This window comes from Arsenicibacter rosenii, assembly GCF_001870735.1.
GTDB lineage: Bacteria > Bacteroidota > Bacteroidia > Cytophagales > Spirosomataceae > Arsenicibacter > Arsenicibacter rosenii.
The window spans coordinates 34,107-57,686 of sequence record NZ_MORL01000014.1 but is presented as its reverse complement, the minus strand read 5'-3'; the positions used below and the strand labels follow the sequence as shown (position 1 = coordinate 57,686).

14 protein-coding genes are annotated in these 23,580 nt (G+C 51.6%); 7 read left to right on the top strand and 7 right to left on the bottom strand.

The window, feature by feature from the left end:
* Window positions 1-7 precede the first annotated feature (7 nt).
* Complete coding sequence (locus tag BLX24_RS20830) at window positions 8-505, bottom strand: molybdopterin-binding domain-containing protein (RefSeq protein ID WP_071505135.1); 498 nt, start codon at window positions 503-505, stop codon at window positions 8-10.
* A gap of 110 nt (window positions 506-615) precedes the next feature.
* Here BLX24_RS20830 and BLX24_RS20825 point away from each other — a divergent pair, with 110 nt between their 5' ends.
* Window positions 616-1,188 carry a DUF4136 domain-containing protein gene (locus tag BLX24_RS20825; RefSeq protein WP_071505134.1) on the top strand — a complete coding sequence of 191 codons (573 nt, stop codon included), beginning with the start codon at window positions 616-618 and terminating at the stop codon, window positions 1,186-1,188.
* 33 nt (window positions 1,189-1,221) lie between these two features.
* Here BLX24_RS20825 and BLX24_RS20820 read toward each other — a convergent pair whose 3' ends face one another.
* Complete coding sequence (locus BLX24_RS20820) at window positions 1,222-1,887, bottom strand: SGNH/GDSL hydrolase family protein (RefSeq protein ID WP_071505190.1); 666 nt, start codon at window positions 1,885-1,887, stop codon at window positions 1,222-1,224.
* Window positions 1,888-2,084: 197 nt separating this feature from the next.
* On the opposite strand from BLX24_RS20820, the gene BLX24_RS20815 reads away from it, so the two are divergent.
* Window positions 2,085-3,269 (top strand): pyridoxal phosphate-dependent aminotransferase, encoded by a 1,185-nt coding sequence (locus BLX24_RS20815; RefSeq protein ID WP_071505133.1) that lies wholly within the window; start codon window positions 2,085-2,087, stop codon window positions 3,267-3,269.
* A 51-nt stretch (window positions 3,270-3,320) separates the two neighbouring features.
* On the opposite strand, the gene BLX24_RS20810 is transcribed toward BLX24_RS20815, so the two are convergent.
* Window positions 3,321-3,662: a hypothetical protein gene (locus BLX24_RS20810; RefSeq protein WP_143092741.1), complete on the bottom strand. Its 342-nt coding sequence runs from the start codon at window positions 3,660-3,662 to the stop codon at window positions 3,321-3,323.
* 212 nt (window positions 3,663-3,874) lie between these two features.
* Here BLX24_RS20810 and BLX24_RS20805 point away from each other — a divergent pair, with 212 nt between their 5' ends.
* Window positions 3,875-5,152: a PAS domain-containing sensor histidine kinase gene (locus tag BLX24_RS20805; protein ID WP_083422092.1), complete on the top strand. Its 1,278-nt coding sequence runs from the start codon at window positions 3,875-3,877 to the stop codon at window positions 5,150-5,152.
* A 66-nt stretch (window positions 5,153-5,218) separates the two neighbouring features.
* On the opposite strand, the gene hemN is transcribed toward BLX24_RS20805, so the two are convergent.
* The 3 genes from hemN to BLX24_RS20790 all read right to left on the bottom strand — a co-directional run bounded on the left by hemN (window position 5,219) and on the right by BLX24_RS20790 (window position 13,031).
* Window positions 5,219-6,580: an oxygen-independent coproporphyrinogen III oxidase gene (hemN, locus tag BLX24_RS20800; RefSeq protein ID WP_071505131.1), complete on the bottom strand. Its 1,362-nt coding sequence runs from the start codon at window positions 6,578-6,580 to the stop codon at window positions 5,219-5,221.
* A gap of 130 nt (window positions 6,581-6,710) precedes the next feature.
* Window positions 6,711-8,732, bottom strand: a complete 2,022-nt coding sequence (gene uvrB / locus BLX24_RS20795; protein ID WP_071505130.1) for an excinuclease ABC subunit UvrB — start codon at window positions 8,730-8,732, stop codon at window positions 6,711-6,713.
* A 69-nt stretch (window positions 8,733-8,801) separates the two neighbouring features.
* Window positions 8,802-13,031, bottom strand: a complete 4,230-nt coding sequence (locus BLX24_RS20790) for a hybrid sensor histidine kinase/response regulator transcription factor (protein WP_071505129.1) — start codon at window positions 13,029-13,031, stop codon at window positions 8,802-8,804.
* Window positions 13,032-13,481: 450 nt separating this feature from the next.
* Here BLX24_RS20790 and BLX24_RS20785 point away from each other — a divergent pair, with 450 nt between their 5' ends.
* The 3 genes from BLX24_RS20785 to BLX24_RS20775 all read left to right on the top strand — a co-directional run bounded on the left by BLX24_RS20785 (window position 13,482) and on the right by BLX24_RS20775 (window position 22,075).
* Entirely contained in the window at window positions 13,482-16,682 is a 3,201-nt protein-coding gene (locus BLX24_RS20785) for a SusC/RagA family TonB-linked outer membrane protein (RefSeq protein ID WP_374755014.1), read from the top strand.
* An 18-nt stretch (window positions 16,683-16,700) separates the two neighbouring features.
* On the top strand, window positions 16,701-18,557 hold the full coding sequence (locus tag BLX24_RS20780; protein WP_071505127.1) for a RagB/SusD family nutrient uptake outer membrane protein: 1,857 nt from the start codon (window positions 16,701-16,703) through the stop codon (window positions 18,555-18,557).
* A 98-nt stretch (window positions 18,558-18,655) separates the two neighbouring features.
* Window positions 18,656-22,075 carry a VCBS repeat-containing protein gene (locus BLX24_RS20775; RefSeq protein ID WP_071505126.1) on the top strand — a complete coding sequence of 1,140 codons (3,420 nt, stop codon included), beginning with the start codon at window positions 18,656-18,658 and terminating at the stop codon, window positions 22,073-22,075.
* 86 nt (window positions 22,076-22,161) lie between these two features.
* Here the strand turns inward: BLX24_RS20775 and BLX24_RS20770 are convergent, their stop codons facing one another.
* On the bottom strand, window positions 22,162-22,866 hold the full coding sequence (locus BLX24_RS20770; RefSeq protein ID WP_071505125.1) for a DNA alkylation repair protein: 705 nt from the start codon (window positions 22,864-22,866) through the stop codon (window positions 22,162-22,164).
* Window positions 22,867-22,961: 95 nt separating this feature from the next.
* Between BLX24_RS20770 and BLX24_RS20765 the strand changes: the two genes are divergently transcribed.
* A complete protein-coding gene (locus BLX24_RS20765) occupies window positions 22,962-23,522 on the top strand; it encodes an NADPH-dependent FMN reductase (RefSeq protein WP_083422091.1) in 561 nt (186 codons plus the stop codon).
* The last annotated feature ends 58 nt before the right edge of the window (window positions 23,523-23,580 follow it).

Here is a 23,580-nt window from a genome sequence, read left to right as displayed (position 1 = left end):
AACCGCACTAGCTCCGGACAGTCAGCCGGAGGCCGGTTGCCAGGAAAACGGCATTCGGAATGGCAGGAAACAAGGCGGGGAGGATAGCCGCCAGCCATTCGGATTCGGCGGGCAGGTGTACCATAACTGTTTTGCGGCGGATACCGGCAAAAGGCATCAGCAGGGTAGCGGCCGGTGTAAGCGGCAGAAGGGTGCGACGGATTTGTTCGCCAAAACCCGGCATCGGTTTCGGGCACAGGTTCTGTATAACCGCAGAAACAGCATTCCCGCTGCCCGCCAGCGTCTGGCCGGGACAGAGTATCAACGGGCAAAGCGCCTCATCAGCAAGGGAGACAAGCAACGTTTCCAGCCCGGCGACATCATGCTGTGCCACGGTGTATTCTTTTATCCGGCACCCTTCAACAAGCTTCGGAGCGATAAATCCGGTCAACACCGCAGCGGCCTGCCTGGTAGCAGCGGTTGTATTCTCTGAATGAATAAGGGCAATCTGTACTTGCGGGTTCATGCGATCCGGATACTGAGACACAGGTAATAAAAGACTTTTTTAGCCCCCAAATCTAAAACTTTCCGGAGCAGAAGGAGTTATTATCTTATTAATCTATTTGATCTATCGTTATGAAGAACATACTCATCATTGCCGGTCTGATCCTGGCAATAACGGCTTGCGCACCACGTGTGGCAGTCGACAAGGCAAACGTAAACTTTAACAAATACCGGACTTTTGCGTGGATGGACTCAGATGTAAAGGCCGGGCAGAACCCGCTGTATTATAACGATCTGGCTAGCCAAAACGTTGAAACTGCGGTCAATAAAGTATTAAATGACAAAGGCCTGAAACAGGCAAACCGCCGCCCTGATTTACTGATCGGTTATCACTTCTTTGTGGAAGAGAAAACCCGGACTGTTGCCAACAATACCGGCCCGCTCTACGGACCGTATTACGGCTGGGGCCGTTGGGGCTGGTCTGGCTGGGGGCCATCGTGGTGGGGCTGGGGTGGTCCGCAATACACCCAGGAGCAGTATCAGGCTGGTACGCTGGTTGTCGATATGGTTGATGCGCGCACCAAACAACTGGTTTGGCGGGGTTCTATCCAGGATGCGGTCAGTAATCCGGCACGGATCGGTGAGCAGCTGACCCGTCAGGTAAAAGACATTGTTGAGAAGTTTCCGGACCGCAGCAACAGTTAATGACAAAGGGAGCGTTTGCTCCCTTTTTTTAGGCTAGTTGGCCGTTACAAAACTGTACATCAGATCGGCGACAAACTGGTTGCCGGTATCGTTGAGGTGTACGCGGTCAGTCGTCAGAATACCTTGTTCTTTATTACCGGGGTTATTTTTCAGGTTGTAGTCCAGAAATGCCTTCCGCAGATCGCAGAGGGGCAGATTCCGGCGTTTGGCCAGATCACGGATCAGCTGACTGTACTGGTTCAGGTCGCCGTCCTGCTCATTTGAGAAATCCGTTTTTTCGCCGATAACTGCCGGTGTACACAAAATTACCCTGGCATTGGCGGCCTGCAGTTTCGTAATCAACGCTTCGTAGAAGCCGACAAATTTGTTGGCATCCGTACCGGTACCCGATGTGCGCTTGTGCCAGACATCGTTAACGCCGATGTAGACAAACACCACATCCGGTTGTTTGGCCAGTACATCGTTTTCCATCCGCAGGTACAGGTCATATATTTTGTTTCCGCCGATACCGGCGCCGATCAGCTCATAATCAGACCCTTTTCCTTTTTGTGTCAGCATATCCGTAAGGCGGGTAATATAACCACCCGGCTTAACGGCGGCCTGCGTAATGGAGTCTCCGAAGAAAACAACCCGTTTCGGGCGATTAATAAAGGCAGCTGACACCATAACCAGCGCGATAAGCAAAGCGGCCAAACGCATTAGGCCGGTAAAACGATTCGTCATCATTCGTGAAAAATAGGTATACGAGTTGGTTTTCTTCACAAAAGTAACCGGGTTGGCAAATACTACCGATTACGGAAAGGTATTTGGCTCTTTCAGGGTTTGGGCGTAAATTAGGAACGTATTGAATAACAACCTTTTTAGACCTGAAATCCAATCATCAACTACCTGACGGCATGAACACAAATTCTCCTATTTCCCGTCGTGACTGGCTCCGTTCGAGCGGTCTGCTGGCAGCCAGCCTACCCGCCCTTGCTAACCTGACGCCTGCCATGGCCAATGCCCTGCCATCAACCGAAGCATCGGCGGCAATGCCAATGGTCGATGAGTTCGCTCCGTTGCAGACCGGTGCCATGCCCAAACTGAAAGCCCGGCTGTTTGCCAACGAGAATCCGCTCGGCATTTCTCAGAAAGCGCGGGAAGCCCTCATTAAGGCCATCGATATCGGCAACCGGTATGCCTGGGAAGAGTTTGACGAAATGAAAAAACTGATCGCCGACAAAGAAGGAGTCAAGCCGGAAAATATCATGCTGACACCGGGTTCGTCGGAAGTACTCCTGATTACGGCCATGCACTTTGCGGCTAACAGCGGCACCGTTGTGACGAGCCGCCCGACCTACGACGACCTGCTGGATAAAACGGAAGTGTTTAAAGGCCGGATCGTCAGTGTTCCGCTTACAAAGACCTATCAGTATGATCTGGCCGCGATGAAGGCCAAAATCAACGCCGATACAAAGCTGGCTTACATCTGCAATCCGAATAATCCGACCGGCACCATTGTGCCGCCGGCCGATCTGGCAGCCTTTGCGCAGGAGGTATCACCGACCGTTCCGGTATTTATCGACGAAGCCTACATTGATTTCCTGGAGCCGGGCGACCGGCCGCAGCTCGGTAAGCTCGTAGCTGAAGGTAAAAACGTGATGCTGGCCCGGACCTTCTCAAAAATTCACGGGTTTGCCGGCATTCGTCTGGGATACGTTATTGCGCAGCCGGATATGCTGAAAACACTGGAAAAATACACGACCGGTGAGTTTGGTATCAGCATTGCCACCCTGATGGCCGGTATTGCCAGCTTTAAAGACCTCGACTGGCAGAACCACTGCCGGACCGAAAACGCCAGAGCCCGCGAATATACCACCAAAGCACTGACCGAAATGGGTTACGAAGTGATTCCGTCGTATACCAACTTTATGCTGTTTCCGATCCGGATGAAGCCTAAGACGTTTGAGGGCCAGATGTTTGCCAATGGCGTCGGTATTCAGACCAGAACCTTCGGCGGCCAATCGTGGTGCCGGGTTAGTATCGGGACAATGGACGAAATGAAAACGTTTGTCGATGCGTTTAAAAAAGTAACCTCATAACCTTATGTATTCCGGCAGGTAGCCTTTACGGCGTTCACCTGCCGGAATCTGTTACCTAAGGTCTCTCGATAATTCAGCGCCTTTGTCATTCTGACGCTCAAGGCTCCAGCGCCTGGTATAGGCGGTTTCGAGCCAGGTGTATCCGGATCGACGTAATACTCTGCACGGCAGCCCCATTTCATACTGAAACGCCATCTCCAGTTCGTCAACAGTCATATCCGGAACAATGTCAAAACTGTTCGGCACGGTTAACCGGCTGAGCGCTGAAAGCGGCCGGTCAATGAACGATTTATGTCCGGATTCTACGTCAAGCCGCAGATAGGGGAATAAATCGTTAAACACCTGTTGCAGGTCGCGCCATTTCATGTCTGGATATACTCGTATTGGCTGCATACACTCCTCGTTTTTCCCTCCCTTTGACTCCTCAGGGATACGCCTGATCGTTGATTCAAACTTCGTTTTTTTCCGGAACCCGAAATATGAGTTTTATCAGTCCTTTCTCTGATTTTATGGATGCAGAGTCGTAATTTTGATGGTTTGCGGGCGCATTTTATTACTTTATGACGCTTATCATACCTTCTGAAACACAAACCCTGTAAGTTGCCATGCTCCAGAACGAACCAAATTCATCCGGCTTTTCCAGCGAAATGGACATACTAAATCAGGCCGAAGCGGTGTTTCAATTTGCCACTGAGGGTATGTTGATCACTGACAACAAAGGCCAAATTGTAAAAATCAATCCGAGCGCTGAGCAATTATTCGGGTACGGTCCCGGCGAACTACTGGGTAAGGAGGTCGAAGTTTTAATACCCAATACGCATCAGGCACTTCATCGTAATCATCGTACCGAATTTTTTGCCCATGCCTCACCCCGCCGGATGGGCAAAGGCCGTGACCTGTTTGGCCAGCGGAAAGATGGCTCTGCTTTTCCGATCGAAATCAGCCTGAGTCCTTTCCAGAACTCACAGGGTAGTTTTGTCATCGCGTTTATCATCGATATTACCGTCCGGAAGCAAGCCGAAATTCACCTCCGCGAATACAACAACCGGCTCGAACAGGAGGTAGAAGACCGCACGTTGATTCTGAAAGAAGCTATTCAGAAACTCGAACATACGAAAGAAGAACTGCATCATGCGCTCCAGCGGGAAATGGATCTGAACCGCATGAAATCTAATTTTATCTCGCTGGCTTCGCACGAGTTCCGGACACCGCTTGCCACCGTCCTGTCGTCGCTTTCGCTGGTGGAGAAATACGCAGACATGCAGGAGACCGTCAAGCGCGACAAGCACATCAGCCGTATTCAGTCATCAGTAAAACACCTGAACGATATTCTGAACGATTTTCTGTCGGTTAGCAAACTGGAAGAAGGCAAAGTGGTTTGCCAGCCGGCCTGGACCAGCCTGTCAGCGGTAGTACAGCAGGTGATTCCACAAATGCAGGAAATCGCCAAGCAGGGCCAGACCTTTGCCGTATCGTATACAATCCGGCCGGAGGTCAACACCGATCAGGTTTACATTGATCCGGCTCTGGTACGGAATATTCTGTTCAACCTGCTCTCCAACGCCATTAAGTATTCGCCGCCACAGTCTGCCATAAGCTTACGGGCCGAAATCAGTACGAGTGTATTACGGATTGCCATTCAGGATCAGGGAATTGGTATACCACCCGAAGATCAGGGCCATTTGTTTGAGCGCTTCTTCCGCGCCAGCAATGCGGGTAATATTGCCGGTACGGGCCTTGGCCTCCACATTGTCGGCAGCTACGTACGGCTGATGAACGGCGGGGTTTCGTTTAACAGTCAGGTCAATGAGGGTACCGAATTTATTGTGGAGATTCCTCAGCCCGTTGCCGCTCCGAAACCGGTAGCCGAACCTGTCGACTGAACACACAAAAAAGGGCAGGAGCCATAGATCACCTACCCTTTTCATCTCCTGTTTATCTACATTTGGCTATACAGTCTGGCTGAAGAGTGTCGTCTCCGGCAGATTTTCCCACAGTCTGGCATCAAAAGCCATACAAACGTTGCGGACAAAGGAGCGGCCTTTCGGGGTTACCCGAAGCCGGTATGGTTCTACCTCAACCAGACCATCGGCTTCCAGCTCCTCAATCCGGTGCAGGCCTTCATACACACCTTCTGACTGTAGTGTTTTATCCATCCAGCTCGTCTCAAAACGACACATCAGGTTCAGGATATGTCTGCGGATCACCAGATCGTCTTCGGTCAGCAAATGACCTTTAAAGAACGGAAACTGCCCGTCGCGCAGGCGTTCGTAGTAGGCTTCCACCGATTTGGCATTCTGCACATAGGCTCCCCAGCTGTCGCTGATCGACGATGCGCCTAAACCAATCAGCAGTTTGGTCGGTGTGTCGGTATAGCCCATAAAATTCCGGTGTAACCGGCCATTTTTTTCGGCTTCGGAAAGACTATCTGTCGCCAGCGCAAAGTGATCCATCCCGATTTCCTGGTAGCCTGACAACTCCAGCCAGTTACGGCAGGTTTCATAAATGGCCAGTTTCTTCGACGCATCCGGCAGATCCTGTTCCGAGAAACGGCGTTGCCCGGGCTTTACCCACGGCACGTGCGCGTAACTGTACAGGGCCAGCCGGTCGGGTTTCAGGTTGGTGATATTCATAATGGTCTGGGTCATGGAACAGACACGCTGCTGCGGTAACCCATACACCATATCGATATTTACGGATGTATACCCGATTTCCCGCGCTTTCAGGATCAGGTGTTCAACCTGCTCATAGGTCTGATGGCGGTTGATTAATTCAAGAACGAGCGGATTGGTATCCTGTACGCCGACACTCACCCGACGGAAGCCGAGGTCGTAAAGCGTTTGCAGGTGTTCATCAGTCGTGTTGCCGGGGTGTGCTTCGAAGCTAAAACAGGCTTTTTCGTGAATTTCGGCACCTGCCAGCAGGCCTTCAATAAGCCGGCGCAGGTTTTCGGCGCTGAAAAATGTCGGTGTCCCTCCGCCCAGGTGAAGCTCACGGATTTTAGGGGTCTCACTGAAATGAGACCGGTACATGGCCCATTCCGTCAGGACAGCATAGATGTAAGGTTCTTCCACACGGTGATTAACCGTAATCCGCGTGTTGCAACCGCAATACGTACAGAGACTTTCACAAAAAGGAAGGTGAATATACAGGCTGATCCCATCCGTACTGTTGGTGGCGGCAAATGTATCGGAAACGGTTTGCAGCCACTCCCCGGCAGCAGGTGCGGTTTTATTCCAGTAAGGGACCGTAGGGTAGCTGGTATAACGTGGTCCGGGAACGTTGTATTTCTGAAGTAAGGCGGTATCCATATCTATTGATGCTTAATGGGTAACATCAAAATTAGGCGACACCGCAGGGGCGAACTATGACGAATATCAGGGTGTTGGCTGGCAGATGTCAGCGACAAGGGGATATTGTTATCTGCCAGCCAATCGTTACCTATTCTTTTTTCAGCCGCTCGCGGAGCTGGAAGAGTTCATCGCGCAGGCGGGCTGCTTCCATGAAATCCAGCTCTTTGGCCGCTTTCTCCATTTTTGACTGGGTTTCCTTGATCAGTTGTTCGAGATCATGTTTACCCATATACTGCACAACCGGATCGGCAGCTACCCGAATCTCCTCTGGTTCAACGTAATAGTGCTTATTCAGCGGTTTCACATCGGCCACTTTGGTCTGCCCCATGATCGATTCCCGCGATTTCAGGACGGTGGTTGGCGTTATACCATGTTCTTCGTTATACGCCATCTGTATCACCCGGCGGCGGTTGGTTTCCTCAATGGCTTTCTGCATCGATTTGGTGATCGTATCGGCATACATCAGTACCCGTCCGTTGGCATTCCGTGCAGCACGGCCAATGGTCTGAATCAGCGACCGGATATCACGCAGGAAGCCTTCCTTGTCGGCATCCATGATCGCCACCAGCGATACCTCAGGCAAATCGAGCCCCTCACGCAGCAGGTTTACCCCGACCAGTACATCAAAATTACCCAGACGCAGATCACGGAGGATTTCGACCCGTTCGAGGGTTTTCACTTCGGAGTGGATGTACCGCGTTTTGATACCTACCCGATCCAGGTATTTACTGAGTTCCTCAGCCATCCGCTTGGTCAGAGTCGTAACCAGTACCCGCTCCGATCGTTTCACCCGCGCGTCGATTTCTTCGAGCAGGTCATCAATCTGGTTCAGACTTGGCCGTACCTGAATTTCAGGATCTAATAAGCCTGTCGGGCGGATTAACTGTTCGACCACTACGCCCTCACTCCGCCGCAGTTCATAATCGGCCGGGGTGGCCGATACAAAAATGGTCTGGCCGGCCAGCTCCTCGAATTCCTGAAAGGTCAGTGGCCGGTTATCCAGCGCCGACGGCAACCGGAAACCATAATCTACCAGCGACTCCTTGCGGGAGCGGTCTCCGCCCCACATGGCCCGGATCTGGGGGATCGTTACGTGGCTCTCGTCGATAACCAACAGGTAATCATCGGGGAAGTAGTCGAGCAGGCAGAATGGCCGCTGTCCGGGTTTGCGCTGATCAAAATACCGCGAGTAGTTTTCAATACCGGAGCAATAACCCAGTTCCCGCATCATCTCCAGATCGAACTCGGTTCGTTCCTTGATTCGTCCGGCTTCCATTTCGCGGAAATCCTTTTCAAAATACCGGATTTGAGAGACCAGATCATCCTGAATCTCATAAATGGCGCGGTTGAGCGTATCCCGCCCCGTTACGAACAGGTTCGCCGGGAAAATAGCGACCATTCGTTCATCAGAAATTTTCTTACCGGTCGACGGGTCGATCCGCTGGATGGTTTCAATCTCATCGCCGAAGAAAATAATGCGGTACGCAAAATCGGCATAGGCTACATAGATATCGACCGTATCGCCTTTTACCCGGAAATTTCCGCGCTGAAACTCCCCTTCAGTACGGCTGTAAAGGATTTCAACAAGCCGGTGCAGGAAGTGATTGCGGCTCATGAGTTCGCCGACGCCAATCCGCACTACGTTGTTTTTAAATTCTTCCGGATTTCCCATACCATAGATACAGGAAACCGACGCAATCACAATCACATCGCGGCGGCCGCTCATGAGCGCAGACGTAGCCGCCAGCCGTAACTTGTCAATCTCTTCGTTGATTGCCAGGTCTTTTTCAATGTATGTGTTCGTGGTTGCGATATACGCCTCCGGCTGGTAATAGTCGTAATAGCTGATGAAGTATTCGACCGCATTGTCAGGAAAAAACTGCTTGAACTCGCCGTAAAGCTGGGCGGCCAGCGTTTTGTTATGACTCAGAATAAGCGTCGGCCGGTTTGTCTGAGCGATAACGTTGGCCACCGAAAACGTTTTGCCGGACCCCGTAACCCCAAGTAATACCTGCGCCGGTTCCCGTTCATTTATTCCTTTCACCAACTCCGCAATCGCCTTTGGCTGATCGCCGGTTGGCTCAAATTCTGATGTGAGTTTGAAGTTCATTAGTCGCGTTTGTAATCTGGCTAATTTACAGAAAAACGCCCTGAACGGCAAACGTGTTTTTGTTTTCCTCTATGCCGGGCCGCTTACCGGTGCCTCCTTTTCTGCCCGGTGTTTCCGTACGTATTCAGAGGGGGACACGCCATGCACCTGCTGAAAAGCTTTCCGGAAATACTTCAGGTCTTCGAGGCCGACCAGCGTACATACCTCAAACACCCTGAGTTGACTGGATATCAGCAATTTGGCGGCCCGCCGCATCCGTATATCATTGATAAACTCAACTACCGACTGCCCGGTAATGCTCTTAATTTTCCGGTAGAAAACCGACCGGCTCATCGCCATGGCCTTGACCAGTTCCTGCACCGAGAAATCCGGTTCCATCAGGTTCTTTTCGACAATAGCCATCGCCGTTTCCAGAAATAGTTTGTCGGCATCCGGAATACAGATATCCGTTGGCTCCAGCAGAATCTTTTGCTGATAATACTGCCTCATTTTCAGCCGGTTATACACCAGTGTACTTACCCTGGCCGTCAGCATATCCGGATTAAACGGCTTGCTTATGTATTCATCAGCGCCTAGCTCCAATCCTTCAATCTCATGGATAACCGCCGCTCTGGCCGTCAGCAGCACCACCGGAATATGCATGGTTTTAGGCTCCTGTTTGATTTTTTTACACAGTTCCAGCCCGTCACTTTGCGGCATCATGATATCACTGATAATAAGATCAGGCAGGAGATGAATTGCTTTTTCCCAGCCTTCCAGACCATCTGATGCCGTATGGACCTCAAACTTAGCCTCAAACAATTGAGTGATATACTCCCGCACATCGCTGTTATCTTCGACAACCAGCAAGCGCAGGGTAGCGGGTACAACCACCGTCGGATCAACAATAAAGGTATAATCGGCCGGGGAGGGCTGTGTTTGCGGTAAACAGGCTTCCTGTACGGTTAAATCGGCCGGATTCAGGTGCTGCTTCCCGAACGGCAGCCGGATGATAAATGTAGTGCCGGCATTGACCCGGCTGGTTATACGAACCTCCCCGCCATGCCGCTCAACAAACTGTTTTACCAGCGACAAACCGATGCCGGTACCGACAACCCGCATTGACGCCGAATGGGAGGCCTGATAATAAACATCAAATACCCGCTCCAGCTCTTCCGGCTTAATACCGACACCTTCATCGGCAATGCTGATTTCCAGAAAGTTGTGCTGAAGTCTATGCTGTTCATCATACCGGGCATCTTCCTCCGCATTGCCGACAACAACTACCCGCAGTTGAACACCTCGCTCAGCAGGTGTGTATTTCAGGGCATTTGACAACACATTGATAATGGCGACTTCGAGTTTATTGCGGTCAAAATATACCCCTACCGCCCCGGGCGGCACCTCAATCGTATACCGCAGCCGTTGTTCTTCGGCTTTTAGCTGAAACATCAGAAACAGCTCCTTTACAAACGGAATAATGTCGTTGCGGGAAGCCTGCAACGCGATCTGCTGCGACTCCATTTTCCGGAAGTCCAGCAACTGGTTAATGAGCGACAACAACCGGCGGGTCTGCTGGTGCACGAGCAAGACCTTGTCTTTCATGCCGTTGAACTTCCAGGCCGATGCGGCCAGTTCTTCCATCGGCCCCAGAATCAGGGTTAAAGGCGTGCGTATCTCGTGTGAAACATGGGTAAAAAATTCAAGTTTCAGATGACTCAGTTCTTTTTCCTTTTCATACTGAAAATGCTCAAAAGCCACCTTATTTTCCAGCGCCTGCTGCTTCAGTAAAATATGCCGGGCGAGCAATAAAACCGTAATCAGGAGTAGGCTATAGATACCGTAAGCCACGCCGGTTTTCCACCATGGCGGCAATATGGTCAGGCGCAGCGTGGCCGGCTGATGTGTCCAGACGCCCTCCCCGTTATCGGCTTTTACCTGAAACGTATAGTTACCGGCGGGTAAATTGGTGAAGCTAACCGTCCGCTGGTTACCCGGGAGCGGAATCCATTTGTCGTTATAGCCAACCAGCTGATAGGCATAGCGGTTTTTTCGGGGATTGGCGAAGTTCAGGCCGACAAACGAAATCGAAAAGTCATTTTCGTTATCCTTAATCTGCAGGCCCTGCGTATGGTTAAGCGACTCACGCACCAACACACGCCCGTTGATTTCCTGACCGACATGCACCGGCTGATTCTGAACGGCAAATCCGGTAATCTGCACAAAAGGAGGGTAGGGGTTCGACTGAATCAGGCAGGGTTTCAAAAAGGTGATGCCATTAATACCGCCAAAGAAGAGCGTCTCGTCATGTGCGCGGCATGCCGCTCCGATTTTAAACGAATTACTCTGCACACCATCCACTACGTTATAGCGCAGCACACGGTGCGTGGCAACGTTCACCCGGATCAACCCTTCGCTGCCTAACCACAGGTTGCCTTCGTTATCCTCCAGTATGCTTTCTACGTCGCTGTCGGGCAACCAGGAAGTACATCGTCTGACTTCTTCCTGCCCTCTTTTATTGGTAATAATCTGATGCAGGCCGCCGCCAATGGTGCCTACCCAGATAATCCCACGCCGGTCTTTCAGCAAAGGCCAGGCATAGTTAACCCTGAAGCTTCCCGGATCATGAATGTCATGTTTAAACTGACGGAGCAATTCGATTTTATCGGGTCGTACTTTCAGCTTCAGCACACCGGCATTCTGGGTGCTTGCCCAGAGAATATTTGTCGGTTTGTCATAGAGCAGAAACGTAAACCGGTTGGTAGGCAACCGGCTGTTATGCATGTTGTAGGTCGCCAGCACCTTTCCTTCGTGGTTCAGGCGCGTCAGGCCGTGGTCAAAAGAAGCGACCCAGATCGTCCCGAATTTATCTTCGACAATACTCTCTACCTCCTGAAACAGGTCATCTTTTGCCGCATACGTCGTAAAACGGGGCTGCCCATGTTGCCGCCGGAGGGAAATCAGACCATCATTTTGTGTACCAAACCAAAGCGTACTGTCTGTATCCTGAAAAATGCAGGAGACATCCATACCGGTAACGTTTCCCGGCAACGGACGGCTGAAGTAATTCTGATAGACTTTATGGGTGAGGTCATAACTGGAAATGCCGTTGCGGGTAGCAATCCAGAGCAGATTCCGGGCATCCTCCTTATAAACGGCATTGATGTAATTATTGGCTAACGTAGGATGCTGGCTCGGCTGCCGGGACAAATGGCCGAACGGCTTTTGCCGCAGGTCAATTTTGTTCAGTCCGCCTGCGGATGCAGCCAGCCAAAGTACCTGAAACCGATCTTCAAAGATGCAGTGAATACGGCCGGAGTTAATACTGAACGGATCGGTATCCAGCGGTAAATAAGTCGTGATTTTATCCGTAACGATTGGCGGCCGGCCATCCTGTAACCGGATCGGTGCCATCAACAGACCAAAATTTGTACCGATCCATAACCGGCCAAATGAGTCTCTGTGGATACAGTCGATACTCCGGAACATCTGAGGCAGAACAACCGGATCGGCAACCGGTCTTTTATGTACCATTTCATCAGAAAGCCACATCACCTGGCTATCGGTGGCTACCCAAAGCCCGTTTTGCCGGTCAGGAGCCAGGGCCATCACATTTCGTTTGGCAAACGCCGTTACTAATCCGGCAACGGCTTCAGGCTGATTGATCGATAGCCTGAAAAGCCCTTCATTAGCCGCCGCAATCCAGAGTGTTCCTGATTTATCAATAACCAGATCGGTTATGCTACAAAAGCGGCTGCGGGGCGTATCCAGTTTAACCTGTTTCAGCCACTGTACGTCTCCATCCGTACCGGCCTGCACAATAAACACCCCGTGTTGCTTCGTCCCGGCCCAGATTCTGCCTTGTTTATCGACGGCAAGCGCCACTATTTCTGACTGATTCAGTAGTTGTAACAACTCACGGCTACGCCCGCCCGGCTTCATATGGAGGCAAATAAACCGATCCTGATTCAGGTTATAGACATTCAGCCCGCCGCCTTCCGTACCAGCCCAAAGGACGCCTTCGGGGCTCACATGCAGCGCACGGACACGGTTGTTGGAAAGACCGTTTTCATTATCAATCGGCAGCAGATAGGGCTTAATTTCATAGCCGTCATAACGATCAATGCCTTTATTGGTTGCGACCCAGATGAACCCCTGCTGATCCTGTACAACCGCCATGGCATCGCTGTGCGACAGGCCTTCATTGACGGTAAGATGTTCAAACCGGAACTGAACCGGATCGGTCTGGGCATACACAGGTATACCCAGTGTGGCAAAGAGAAAAATGACAAGGAGCCTATAAGTATACACATTTTCCATATATGGTGAGCAGTCATCATTAAGGGTGAATGTAACTGATTATAAACCTACTGAATATGTAACGGCCTGCCGTTTATTTATTCAAAAAGCGACCAGAGTGGTCATTTTACCCCCCTATATTGATCATTTCACCCCTCCATGAATTGTGTTATACCAACATAAATTTGCAATAACTCCGCAACCCGGCTGATAGGCTCTGGTTAACGTACACAATCTATCCCTGTTCTTCCATCTATCCCCTCCCGAGAAAAAACCTGACAGCAAGTACCTGTAACCAACACACCCGATCCGTGAATATTCATACCGCTCTTTTGACTAAAGTTTTTTAATACCCAATACCAATTAATCAATACCAAAACAAAGCTTATGCAAAAAACATGTACATGCCAGAAGGTCTTCATGACCCGCAGAAATGGCGATCCATCACATGCCCTGGCAACCATACGGCTAATGGCACACGCTATGTTTCTGTTTTTCCTGCTTATGTCGGCCGGTGCGTTTGCACAGGGTAAAATCACCGGGAAGGTTGTCGACGCGCAGGGGATTGCACTGCCCGGAGTAAGCATTGTTATCAAAGGCACCTCAGTCGGTACCATCTCATCGGCGCAGGGCGATTACTCCCTGAACGTACCGAACCGGAATGCAACACTGGTGTTTTCGTTCATCGGCTTTACTACCCGGGAAATCCCGATGAACGGCCAGTCGGAAATCAACGTTACGCTGGCTTCCGACGACCGGATGCTGAATGAAGTCGTTGTGGTCGGGTACGGTGAGCAGAAAAAGGAAACCGTCACCGGCTCGGTAGCGACTGTCAAAGGCGGCGACCTTGTAAAATCACCGGCAGTAAACCTGAGTAACTCGATTGCCGGCCGGATGCCGGGCGTTATCGCGACGAACTCAAGCGGTGAACCGGGCTATGACGGATCGGCCATCCGTATCCGTGGGTCAAACACGCTCGGTAACAACGACGCTCTCATCGTTATTGATGGGGTCCCAGCCCGTGCGGGTGGTATTGACCGCCTCAACCCGAATGATATCGAAAGCATCTCGGTCCTGAAAGATGCCTCGGCAGCTATCTACGGATCGCGGGCGGCCAACGGGGTTATTCTGGTAACGACAAAACGCGGAAAAACCGGAAAACCGGAAATTTCATACAGCTTTAATCAGGGATGGTCTCAGCCAACGGTTATTCCCAAAATGGCAACGGCAGCCCAATATGCTGAACTGAACAACGAAATTAACCTCTATAACCTGCCGTCTCAATACTGGAAAGATGCTTCGGCTGCGTTCAGGACGACAGGTAGCTACACCCGTCCGGACAACGGGGCGATTGCCAAGGCTGCCTTCACGCCGGATGATATCAAGAAGTTTCAGGATGGCTCTGATCCGTGGGGACACCCTAACACGGACTGGTTTTCGGCAGCCCTGAAAACGTGGTCTCCTCAGACACGCCACACACTGCAGTTAGTCGGTGGCGGCGAAAACATCAAGTACCTCGCCTCGGCTAACTATCAGAATCAGGATGGTTATTACAAAAATTCGGCGACCGGCTACAAGCAGTATGACTTCCGCCTGAATCTGGACGCCAAAATCAATAAATACATCAATACTGTAGTGGGTGTTGTAGGTCGTCAGGAAAACCGCTTTTTCCCGACGGTCGATGCCGGATCTATTTTCCGGATGCTGATGCGGGGGTATCCCAACAAACCGGCTTTCTGGCCGAATGGTCTGCCTGCGCCGGATATTGAAAACGGTCAGCAGCCTGTGCTGGTGACGACCAGCGCAACCGGGTATAACAAAGACACCCGGTATTATGTGCAGAGCAATGCCAGCGTTAATATCACCAACCCATGGGTACCAGGCCTGAAGTTTACGGGTAGTGTTGCGCTTGATAAGTATATCCAGCAGGGGAAAACCTGGCAGACACCATGGTATGTTTACAGCTGGGATTACACGTCGTATGATGCCAACAAGCAGCCAATTCTGCAAAAAGTAGCGAAAGGGCCGGCGCAGGCCACCCTGAACCAGTATACAAACGACCAGTTTAACTCGCTGCTGTCGGGGATTCTCTCCTACGATCATACATTTGCGGGGAATCATGCCATCACGCTGTTAGCGGGTATTACGCAGGAGCGCGCCAACTCAAACGGCTTCTCTGCCTTCCGTAAATATTTCGCCTCAACAGCGATTGATCAGCTGTTTGCGGGCGGAAATGCAGAGAAAAACAGCAACACAACCGCCGCCTGGGAACGTGCCCGGATGAGCTATTTTGGTCGGGCAGCCTACAACTACAAGGAAAAGTATCTCGCCGAATTCCTGTGGCGTTATGACGGCTCGTACATGTTCCCGGCGGCCAGCCGCTGGGGCTTTTTCCCTGGTGTAACAGCCGGCTGGCGTATTTCCGAAGAAAGTTTCTTCAAGAAAAGCGTACCAGCTATCAGCTCGCTGAAATTACGGGCCTCATGGGGTCAGCTGGGTAATGACCAGGTCTATTTCAACGGCTCACTGCGTGAATATGATTACCTGCCAACCTACGCCTACGGTGATGTTGTCAACTCAAACTGGGGCTATGTAATGGGTGGTCAGGTGGCACAGACCTTGTACGAAAACGGGGTACCAAACACCACCCTGACGTGGGAAGTAGCCAACAACGCCGATATCGGTCTGGAAGGCTCTGCGCTGAACGGCAAGATTTTCTTCGAATTCGACGTATTCCAGAACAAGCGGTCGAACATCCTGTGGCGGAAAAGCGCGTCTATCCCACAAACGACAGGTATGACGTTGCCGGCAACCAATATCGGTAAAGTGAGCAACAAAGGGTATGAATTCCGCGTCGGTTACAACGGACAGGCGGGTCAGCTGAAATATAGCGTCAGCGTAAACGGTGGTTACGCGAAAAACCAGATTACCTTCTGGGACGAGACACCAGGTGCGCCTGAATGGCAGCGGTCAACCGGTAAACCGATCCCGACCAACGTAAACGACCCTAACCAGGCCAACGGTACGCTGATGTACCAGTATGACGGTATCTTCTCGACCCAGGCCGATATCGATGCCAACAAAGTTGATTACAGCGGTGTAGGGGCAAGTGTATTACGCCCCGGCGACATGCGGCTGAAAGACATCAACGGCGATGGTAAAATCAATGGCGATGACCGTGTGCGGGCCGACCGGAATAACCAGCCACGGTTTCAGGGTGGGCTTAACGCTAACCTGCGCTGGAAAAACTTTGACCTGAGCTTACTCTTCCAGGCATCAACCGGTGGTCAGATTTTCCTGCAGACTGAATCCGGCACAATCGGTAACTTCCTGGCCTGGAGCTATGACCACCGCTGGACAGTAGACAACCCGAGTACAAAGGATCCGCGTATTGTTGACCGGAGCAATCAGTATTTCTCAAACGGCAATACCTACTGGCTTAAGCGCACCGATTACATCCGTCTGAAAAACCTCGAACTGGGCTATACGCTGCCAACGACACTCTCCAGCCGGATTGGCCTGAACAACCTGCGGGTTTACGTCAACGGATTAAACCTGCTCACGTATTCACCGACGATGAAGGGACTTTTCGATCCGGAATCGACCAGCGGCAGTGCACAGTACTACCCTCAGTCGCGGTTAATCAACACCGGCCTATCAGTTAGCTTCTAAACGATCCATCTGAATTTTATGAAGAATATTATAATAAACTATTTTTTGCTGATTCTGGTCGTGGGCGTATCACTCAACGCCTGTAACTCAGACTTTCTGAACACCAAGCCCCTCGATAAAGTATCCGGCGATGCGGTTTGGTCAGATCAGGCGCTTTCAGAAGCCTTCATAAACGATGTGTACAACGGCATCCGGGACGGTATTCTGGATCAGATGAGTCTGGACTGCCAGACCGACAATGCTTTGTACAGCTTCGGAAAACAGGATGTCAACGAGGCCAACGTAAGCCCGTCGAACTTAGGAACGGTCAAGAATACAATGGAATGGAGCGCCATGTACCAGCGTATCCGCGCGACTAATATTGCGCTGGCTAATTTAGCGAAGCCTAAGTTTGATAATAAGACCGTTTCTGACCGCATGAAAGGCGAAATGTATTTCCTGCGTGGTTATTATTACAACCAGTTGCTGCGTTACTACGGCGGTATCCCGATCATTAAATCAGCCTATACGCTCGATAATCCGGATTTTGGCATTGCCCGGAATACCTACGAGGAGTGTGTCAATGCCATTGTCAGCGACCTGGATTCGGCCGCTCTGTTGCTTCAGGGCAAAACACTGGATGCCGGCCGGGCTACTCAGGGAGCAGCCATGGCGCTGAAAGCCCGGGTACTGCTTTACGCAGCCAGCGATCTGCACGACATCCCGACGGCAAAAACCAAATCAAGCGTTATTGCAGGCTTCAGCAAACCGGAATTACTGGGCTATACCAGCGGCGACCGCAAAACGCGCTGGCAGAAAGCTAAGGATGCTGCCAAAGCGGTTATGGACCTCAATAAATACGGCTATAAGCTGAATCTCAGCAGCCCGACCACGGCCGCCGACGGTCAGCAGAATTACATTAACCTTTATCTGTCACGCAATGGCGGCGAAACGGATGGTATCTTCCTGAAGTATTACATCCGGGCATCCCCTGATGACTGGGGTTCATGGTTCCCGCGGAATAACATGCCGAACGGCTATCATGGCTGGACATCCAGCCAGCCAACCCAGCAACTGGTTGACAGCTATGAAATGATGGACGGTACCAAATTCGACTGGAGCAACCCGACCCACGCCAGCGCGCCATACGAAAACCGCGATCCTCGTTTCTACGCGTCTATTCTGTATGACGGCGCTCAGTGGAAACCGCGTACGCCGGACGGTGCCGGTATCGATCCGGCTGGGCAAATTCAGATGGGCTTCTATGAAGTCGGAACCGGCGGCGGTGCCACAACACCGTATGCAGGTCTGGATACCCGTAACAGTACCATCGAAAACTGGAACGGTACCTGGACCGGTTACGGCATCCGGAAGTTTATGGACCCCGATCCGGCGCTGGTCGATATGAGCATCCGCCAGGAAGTGCCTTCGATCCAGATCCGTTTTACTGAAGTTGTACTGAACTATGCTGAGGCTTGTCTGGCGCTGGGCGAGGAAGCCGAGGCCAAAACATGGATCAACCGCGTTCGTTACCGCGTTGGTATGCCGGCTATTACGGAGTCGGGAGCCGCACTGGTTACCCGCTATCAGAATGAACGGAATGTTGAGATGTTGTTCGAAGATCAGCGTTTTTATGATGTCCGCCGCTGGATGACGGCGCCGACAGCACTGGGTAAACAGGCGAAAATCATTGTGATCACGGGCAAACTCAAATCCGGCAAAACGGTAAGCACCTATAAGTACAGCAAAGACAACTATACCTATAGCTACAGCGTACAGGATCTGGGAACAGGTAAGGAAAACCGGAAATGGGATGATAAAATCTATTTCCTGCCGATCAGCCGCGACGAAGTTAACCGGAATAATAAGTTAGTCCAGAACCCGGGATATAACTAATAGTAGTATATTATGGGGTGGTTGGATCAGGCATCATTTTTTTGCCTGACTCAACCACCCTATTTTTGTTGATCAGTACTATACTAAGCTCATTTCTTGTGAAAATCCGTATTTGTGCAGGCCTGCTGCTTCTTGCGTCCGGCCTCGTTGGCTGTCACTCCAGCGATCAGTCATCCGATAATACATCGCCTCTGTTTACCTCCCTGTCTCCGGAACAAACCGGTATCACCTTCGCCAACAACCTGACTGAAGGCGTAAACACTAACGTGCTGATATACGAGTATTTCTACAACGGGGGAGGGGTAGCCGTCGGTGACCTGAACAATGACGGATTAGACGATATCTATTTCAGCGGCAACATGGTCCCGAATCAGCTCTACCTGAATAAGGGCCAGATGAAATTTGCCGATATAACCAATGCTGCCGGCGTGGCCGGGCGCGAAGGACCGTGGCGTACCGGCGTTTCTATGGCCGATGTTAACGCAGACGGCCGGCTCGATATATTTGTCTGTTATTCGGGCAGCATGCCCCCTTACAAACGAACGCCCCAGCTCTTCATCAACGAAGGCAATGACTCGCAGGGTGTGCCCCACTTCTCGGATCAGACCATGGCATGGGGCCTGGCGCTGCCGGGACAAACAACTCAGGCGACCTTTTTTGACTACGACCGCGACGGTGACCTGGACTTGTTTCTGCTCAATCATAACCCACGGTTATTACCCGTTCTGGACCCTGGCCCAACGGCAGCTCTCATGCAGCGCAGCAATCCGGAAATCGGGGTACGGCTCATGCGCAACATGGGGAATCATTTTGATGACGTTACGGAAAAAGCCGGTATCAGCAGCTCGGTGTTAAGCTACGGTCTGGGCCTGGGCGTGTCGGATTTTAACGGCGACGGCTGGCCGGACTTTTATATCTCCAATGACTATACCATTCCTGATTATCTGTACATTAACAACCATGACGACCATGGCAACGGCCCTACCTTTACGAATCAGCTAAAGGCTGGCATCCGCCATACGTCGCATTTTTCGATGGGTAACGACGTGGCCGATGTCAACAACGACGCCCGCCCCGATATTTTTACCCTCGACATGCTTCCCGAAGATAACCGGCGGCAGAAACTGTTGATGGCACCGGATAACTACGACAAGTTTAACCTGGCCGTTTCGTCGGGATTCCATTACCAGCATATGCGCAATATGCTGCAACTTAACCTTGGCGCAGAACCAACGACCGGCAAGGCAACCAGTACGCCTTTATTCGCCGAAGTAGGACAGATGGCAGGCATTTCAAATACCGACTGGAGCTGGTCGCCGCTGCTGGCCGACTACGACAATGATGGCTGGAAAGACCTCTTCATCACCAACGGCTATGTCCGCGATTACACCAATCAGGACTTCCTGAAGTACATGACAGACTACATGCAGAATCGTCCGGCCAATTTCAGCCGCGAAGATGTTCTGGAGCTGGTGCATAAAATTCCGGCGTCGAACGTGCTCAATTACATGTTCCGTAACCAGGGTGCAGATTCATCGGCCCAGGTCCGCTTCGAAAATGTCGGGCAAGCCTGGGGCCTCAATCAGGCATCAAACAGTACCGGTGCTGCCTACGCTGACCTGGATAATGACGGCGATCTGGACCTGATTGTGAACAATACCAATCAGCCGGCCTTTATTTTCCAGAACGAAACCAGCCGCGAACGCAAACACCATTACCTGTCGGTCAAACTAGTGGGCCTGGGAGGCAACACCCAGGGCATCGGTGCAAAAGTAACGGCCTACCAGGCGGGGCGGCAGCAATACATTGAGCAAATGCCGATCCGTGGCTACCAGTCCAGCGTTTCTCCACGAATGCACCTTGGTCTGGGCAACAATCCGGTTATCGACTCTCTGCGGATTGTCTGGCCAAGCGGGAAACAGCAACTCCTCAAAAACGTAAAGGCCGACCAGTTGCTGACCTTGCAGGAAAAAGACGCCCGGACAGTTTATCAGGCCCTACCGGCCGTACAGCCGCTTTTCAGCGAAACTAAATCACCGGTAGCCTATACGGATCCGGTTGACCCTTCCAACGATTTCAAGCAGCAGATTCTGCTGGTTAATGCCCAGTCGTTCAACGGTCCGGCCATGACCAAAGCCGATGTAAACGGCGATGGGCTGGAGGATGTTTTTGTAGGCGGAAACGCCGGACAGGCAGGTAGTTTATTCATTCAGCAGCCGGATCATCAGTTCCGCAAACTGGCGCAACCCGCGTTTGAGGCCAATAAAGGCGGACAGGATACCGACGCGCTCTTCTTCGACGCCAATGCCGACGGATTTCCTGATCTGTACGTATGTAGCGGCGGATACGGTACCCTTCAGCCTAATGATCCGAGGCTTCAGGACCATCTGTACCTGAACAATGGGAAAGGCCAGTTTACGGCAAGCCCGAATGCCTTACCGGCCATGCTTACCAGCAAAAGCTGTATCCGCGCCGCTGATTGTAACGGCGACGGCAAACCCGATTTGTTCGTTGGCGGGCGAGTGGTGCCGGGTCGCTATCCGGAAACGCCCCGCAGTTACCTGCTGATTAATAACGGCAAAGGCCAGTTTACGGACCAGACGGCAAAACTGGCCCCCATGCTTGCCAGCATCGGCATGGTTACCGACGCCGCCTGGACCGACCTGAACAATGACCGCAAAGCCGAGCTGGTACTGGTAGGCGAGTGGATGCCGGTAACCGTCCTTGGCTGGGCCAATAACCAGCTTGCCGACCAGACAAGAACCTACTTCGATAAACCTTATCAGGGCTGGTGGAATACGCTCCTGGTTGATGACCTGAACAGCGACGGCCGGCCGGATCTGGTGGCAGGCAATCACGGCCTGAATGCGCAATGCCGCGCGAGCGATCAGGAGCCGGCCGAACTGATTTACAAAGACTTTGACAAAAATGGAAAGGTCGACCCTATTCTATGCTTTTACATTCAGGGAAAAAGCTACCCGCATCCTACCCGCGATGAACTGCTTGACCAGGTAGGTATGCTGCGTCACCGGTTTACCAACTACGACAGCTATTCGAATGCCACGATGACGGATATTTTCACCAGCGAGGAGTTAAAGGATGCGTCGAAATTAACGGCCAATGAGCTCCGGACAGTCTGTTTTATGAGCAATGGGTCCGGTAAGCTGACCGAAAAAGCGCTGCCACTTGCGGCTCAGGTGTCGCCGGTTTTCACCGCCACGTCGCTAGACTACGATCAGGACGGACACAAAGACCTGTTGTTATGCGGCAATACGAACCAGGTGCGGCTGCGTTTCGGCCGTGCCGACGCAAACTACGGGGTGCTCCTGAAAGGCGACGGGCGGGGCGGTTTTACAGCCATTCCGCAGACCCAATCCGGTTTCCGGCTAACGGGCGACGTACGGCGCGTATTACGTGTCGGCAATACGCTGCTGTTTGGTATCAATCAGCAGGCCATCCGGGCTTATCAGCCCCAGCCATCCGCGCAACGGCCGTTGCTGACGCAGGCAAAGCGATAGTGTTTTGAAAGGTTCAGATCAAGATAACAAACGCGGCTGGCAGGGATGCCAGCCGCGTTTGTTATATCCACAGCAGATCAGTCTCACTACATCGCCAGAAACGCCTTCCGGCGCTTCGGATCGAAACGTTCGATGGCGTAGCGAAGGGCCGTACGCGGCATCTGGCGGATATGATCGGTCAGAAATTCTTCCAGCGCCAGCTCATCTTTCTTACCCGCTTCGCGCAGCATCCAGCCAATGGCTTTATGAATCAGGTCGTGCTGATGGGAGAGCAGTTGTTCCGCCAGCGCAAAGGTGTCTCCGAATTGCCCCTTGCGGATAAAGGTCAGCGTAGATATGATAGCCATCCGCTGACTCCACAGACTCTGTTCGGCTGCTAATTCATATAATACCGACCGGTCATTATGAAGCAGATAGCCGCCGACGATGGTCGGGCAGGTAACATCGACCAGGTCCCAGTTATTGATATGGGCCCGGTGTTCGAGATAGCCCATGTAAATTGCTTCTTTACCGTATGAACTCGTTGCCCGGCTACGGAACTGATTTACCCAGATCACCAGCCCCACCATCCGGCACTCGTGGTATTGGTCCTTTACCAGCTTTTCCACTTCTGTGAAGGGTAAATCCGCAAACTGACGGGCAATCTCCCGTTGCTGAGGCATTGTCAGTCCCAGAAACTGATCACCCTCGCCATACTGGCCGGGGCCGGTTTTAAAAAAACGGGCGATCAATTCTGCCCGTTCCGGCTGCATCAGATCAAAAATTGTTTCTTTAACGTATTCTGCCGTCATGATTTTCCCGAACTTATTCGACAATGGCTTGTTATGAGAGCAAAAGTAACAAGTCAGGTACAGATTAATTCATAGCTTGGGGTCTTTACTGTAACATGGACAATTTTGACAGTCATCCGATTACTGATCAGACCATTCTGATTATCGTCGGAACCAACCGCCGTAATTCACTTTCACGACAAATTGCTGATTACTACCATAGCCTGCTGACGGCCTATCATGCCGATAGCGTTATTATGGACCTTAGCGGCCTTCCCGCAGATTTTACATCAACCGCCTTATATGAGCATACCGGCAAAAACCCTGCTTTTAACCGGTTTAAAGATGTTGTTGAGCAAGCCCACAAAATGGTATTCATTGTTCCGGAGTATAATAACTCCTATCCGGGTGTGCTGAAATCATTCATTGACGGTATGACTTATCCGAGCGGGCTGGCAAACAAAAAAATGGCGCTTGTCGGTCTGTCTGCCAGTCATCAGGGCGGGGCCCTGGCGCTTAGCCACCTCAATGATATTTTCAGCTATTTAGGCTCAAATACGCTGGCATTGCGTGTTAAACTGGCTCAGATCCGTGCCTACTGGAAAGATGGAAAGCTTGAACACGATTTATATAACGAGTTACTGCATTCGCAGATAAAGCAACTGATTGCGTTTTAGACTGGCTATAAAAAGAACAGGAGCCGATGCTTAACGCCCAGCTCCTGTTACCCGCTAC